The 3,200-nt window shown below is 32.9% G+C and carries 5 protein-coding genes; all 5 read left to right on the top strand.

All coding sequences use genetic code 11. The annotated features are described in order from the left end of the window. On the top strand, positions 1–411 hold a 411-nt coding region (locus tag ATH1_RS21745), incomplete at its 5' end, for a hypothetical protein (RefSeq protein WP_010424231.1). Further along, a complete protein-coding gene (locus ATH1_RS0116105) occupies positions 408–947 on the top strand; it encodes a hypothetical protein (RefSeq protein ID WP_010424232.1) in 540 nt (179 codons plus the stop codon). The genes ATH1_RS21745 and ATH1_RS0116105, both read left to right, overlap by 4 nt. A gap of 109 nt (positions 948–1,056) precedes the next feature. Further along, complete coding sequence (locus ATH1_RS0116110) at positions 1,057–1,605, top strand: hypothetical protein (RefSeq protein WP_010424233.1); 549 nt, start codon at positions 1,057–1,059, stop codon at positions 1,603–1,605. Positions 1,606–1,615: 10 nt separating this feature from the next. Beyond that, positions 1,616–2,131: a hypothetical protein gene (locus ATH1_RS0116115; protein ID WP_081467472.1), complete on the top strand. Its 516-nt coding sequence runs from the start codon at positions 1,616–1,618 to the stop codon at positions 2,129–2,131. 380 nt (positions 2,132–2,511) lie between these two features. After that, on the top strand, positions 2,512–3,039 hold the full coding sequence (locus ATH1_RS0116125; protein ID WP_010424237.1) for a hypothetical protein: 528 nt from the start codon (positions 2,512–2,514) through the stop codon (positions 3,037–3,039). Positions 3,040–3,200: the final 161 nt, after the last annotated feature.

Raw genomic sequence — 3,200 nt, forward strand, 5'->3', positions numbered from 1 at the left:
AAATTCAGGGATAATGATGCCATCATATCCGGAAAACTGAAAGAGGAATTTTTTCATGCTTTTCAGGATGCCTTTTATTCGGGAGGTATTTCGCAGTATGCAAATACAGGGAAAGTGAATATTGAGTTTGAGGCGAAATTGTATCAAGATATTGGAAAGGCAAACTGCTGCCTTGCTTTTGATCAATCAAAAGTTCCCTATAATTTAATATTAAATTACATGGAATGGGTGAACTTAATTAGAAGTAATCCTTCAAATCTTTCTTCGAAGGATTATAATTATTGGATTAATTTATTTAACCAATATTCTACTGCCTATAGCTCACCTTTAAGTTCAAATTTATCATATCCTGATGCGTTAATTTCTGTTCTTTCTAATTCCGGATGTTTTTTAAAAAAAATGATGCAATGAAAACAAAAATTCTTTTTATACTAGGTTTGTTGGTATTTTCGAATGCTTTGCTTGGACAGTTACAGGTAATTGAGGATTCATTGATAAAAGATTCCTATTATGATGAATTTTCCGGGGATACAATCATTTCATATTTGGATTTTACAGGTGACCTGCATGATCTACCCAGCCCAAAAGACCAAAATGGGAATAAACCAGAGGTTGCTGAGTACGGACTAAATTCCTATGAAAACCTGATTCAGCTTGTTAAGCATACTTTTTCTAAAGAAGAGATTCTTGACTTGATATACAGCAAGTGTATTATTCGCTTTATTGCGTTGTCTTCAGGAGAAATAGTAAGTGTTTCTTTTTATTTTCGAAACAAAGCCCCGGAAATATGTTTGGATAAATTTATTGGATTATCCCGTGTAATTAAAGCGGAATTTACCCATGAGACAGAGTTTTATAATCCCATTGTCACTGAAGGTTATGTAGTATCTTCTATCAATTTGGCAAGTGAATTAATGAGTAGAGAGTTAAACCCTCCAGATAACTAATAATGAGTAAAAATTCGGTAGCTTTATCGTCAGGGTTTTATTTCGAAGTGAAGCCCTGATCGACAAGTTAGTAAAAGACAATCTTCTTGATTCAGTTCAGAGTAAATTTTTGGAACAGGCTTTAAAAGAGTTGACAGGAGTTTGTTCTGATGAGTATATTTACAACGAGTTGGTTGCCAACAATCAAAAGTTTAATTTTGAGATGGATAGTTCACTTCCTTATTCTGCCGGATATTATCCCTCAACCAAAACCTTTAAATTCAGGGATAATGATGCCATCACATCCGTAAAACTGAAAGAAGAGTTTTTTCATGCTTATCAAGATTATTTCTACGACGGCGGTACTGCCCAATATGCTGATTCGGGGAGGGTGAATATTGAGTTTGAGGCCAAGTTGTATCAGGATATTAATACGGTTTTAGAAATAAGTTGCTGTACCGCTTTTTATGATTTAAATATTCCTAAAAAAGTTAGAGATGATTATTTTTCATGGGTTATGTCAATTGCAAAGAATGCAAATGAACTGACTTCTCAAACATATCTGTCATGGTTGAAACGTTTTAACCAATACCATTCAGAATATAGCTCACCCATTCATTCAGAATTAAGCGCTCCGGAAGCATTGTATTCAATTATTGATTCATCACCATGTTTTTAAGTTAGTAGTTATGAAACGGCCAATTCTTATATCCATAATTTTTCTTCTTTTCATAGGAAGTTCAGTATTTAGTCAGACAGAAATTGAAATTTTATCCGACACGTTAATTAGAGAATACCGTGGATTAACTATGAATTCAAATGATTCTATTATTGTGTATAGTGATTATTATCCGGAAACTATTTTTCCTTCACCAAAAGCCAAAGCTGGAAAATTTCTTGTAGAATTTAATGTGGAAAGTATAAATACCAAGGAAAAGCTAATCCAGATTCGTAATGAAATTTTCACTTCTGAAGAGCTAGCTCTTCTGGCGAAGTATCGTTTTACTGCTTCACTTGTGGTGTCTTCAAGTGGTAAAGTCAAAAGTGCTTCATTTCTGTTTGTAGGAGGAGATCCGGGAATCGAATTGAAAAAACTGATTGAATATTCAAATCAAATTAAAAGAAACATCACTTTGACTATAAGCTTTTCCGAGAAAGTTGTTGAAGAAGGTTACGTTGGGCAGTATATTGTACTATATCGATAGTTTAAATATTTTCCTCCTTCTGAAATATCAGATAGTGATATTTTAAATGAAGGAGGATATGGGCAATATAAAGGGGTAGAGAAAGTGAATATTGAGTTTGAGGCGAAATTGTATACAGATATTTCAAATGTTGGTTGCTGTATTGGTTTTAATATGGAGTCATCTGCCTCACAAAATATTAGGGATGATTATCAAAAGTGGATTATGCAACTTAGGGAAGATCCATTGAGCCTGACGAATAGCGATTACCAGAAATGGCTTAAATTGTTTGATACTTATACCCTTTCGTATAGTTCTCCTTTTGCATCAAATCTTTCCAGTCCTGATGCATTAAAATCAATATTGTCAAATTCAGGATGTTGTTATTAAAATCTATAGTTATGAAATTAAGAATCATATTTATAATCGCTTTTGTTTCTCTCATCGGGAGTATTGCTTACTGTCAGTTTCCTGTTTTGAATGATACTTTGCAAATAAGCACCCGTTTTTTTGACGATGGTACATTAGAAATAATTTATAGGGATATAAATGAAGATAAATTGCCGAAACCATTGAGAGAAAGCAAAGATGTTCCTGAACTTATAAATTTTCAGATTAATTCTGTTGAAAAACTTGTGCAGATTGCAAATGAAATTTTCACGAAGGAAGAAATAGAACAATTAATAGAAAGTAAGTTTATATTAGATTGTAAGATTCTGCCTTCTGGTAAAATTATTAGCGCATCTTGTGTTTTTTATGAGAAGAATCCACACATATGTTTAAAGAAACTTACTCTTTTTTCACAGGAAATTAAAGAGAGACTAAGTATAACCCCAATATTTTCTGAGGAAATAGACGAAGAGGGATATGTCCAATGGTCTATTTTTGCCTATTCGGTATTTCGCAATATTCTAAAACAGGAAAAGTAAATATCGAGTTTGAGGCGAAACTGTATAGGGATATTACTACAGTTTTAGAAATAAGTTGCTGTACTGCTTTTAATGACTATTCAAATGCTCCAGGGAATATAAAAGATCAGTATTTTAACCCAACTTGTCATCTTGCTATCATAAAATTCTGTATTCCAGTC

The organism is Anaerophaga thermohalophila DSM 12881, assembly GCF_000191885.1.
GTDB lineage: Bacteria > Bacteroidota > Bacteroidia > Bacteroidales > Marinilabiliaceae > Anaerophaga > Anaerophaga thermohalophila.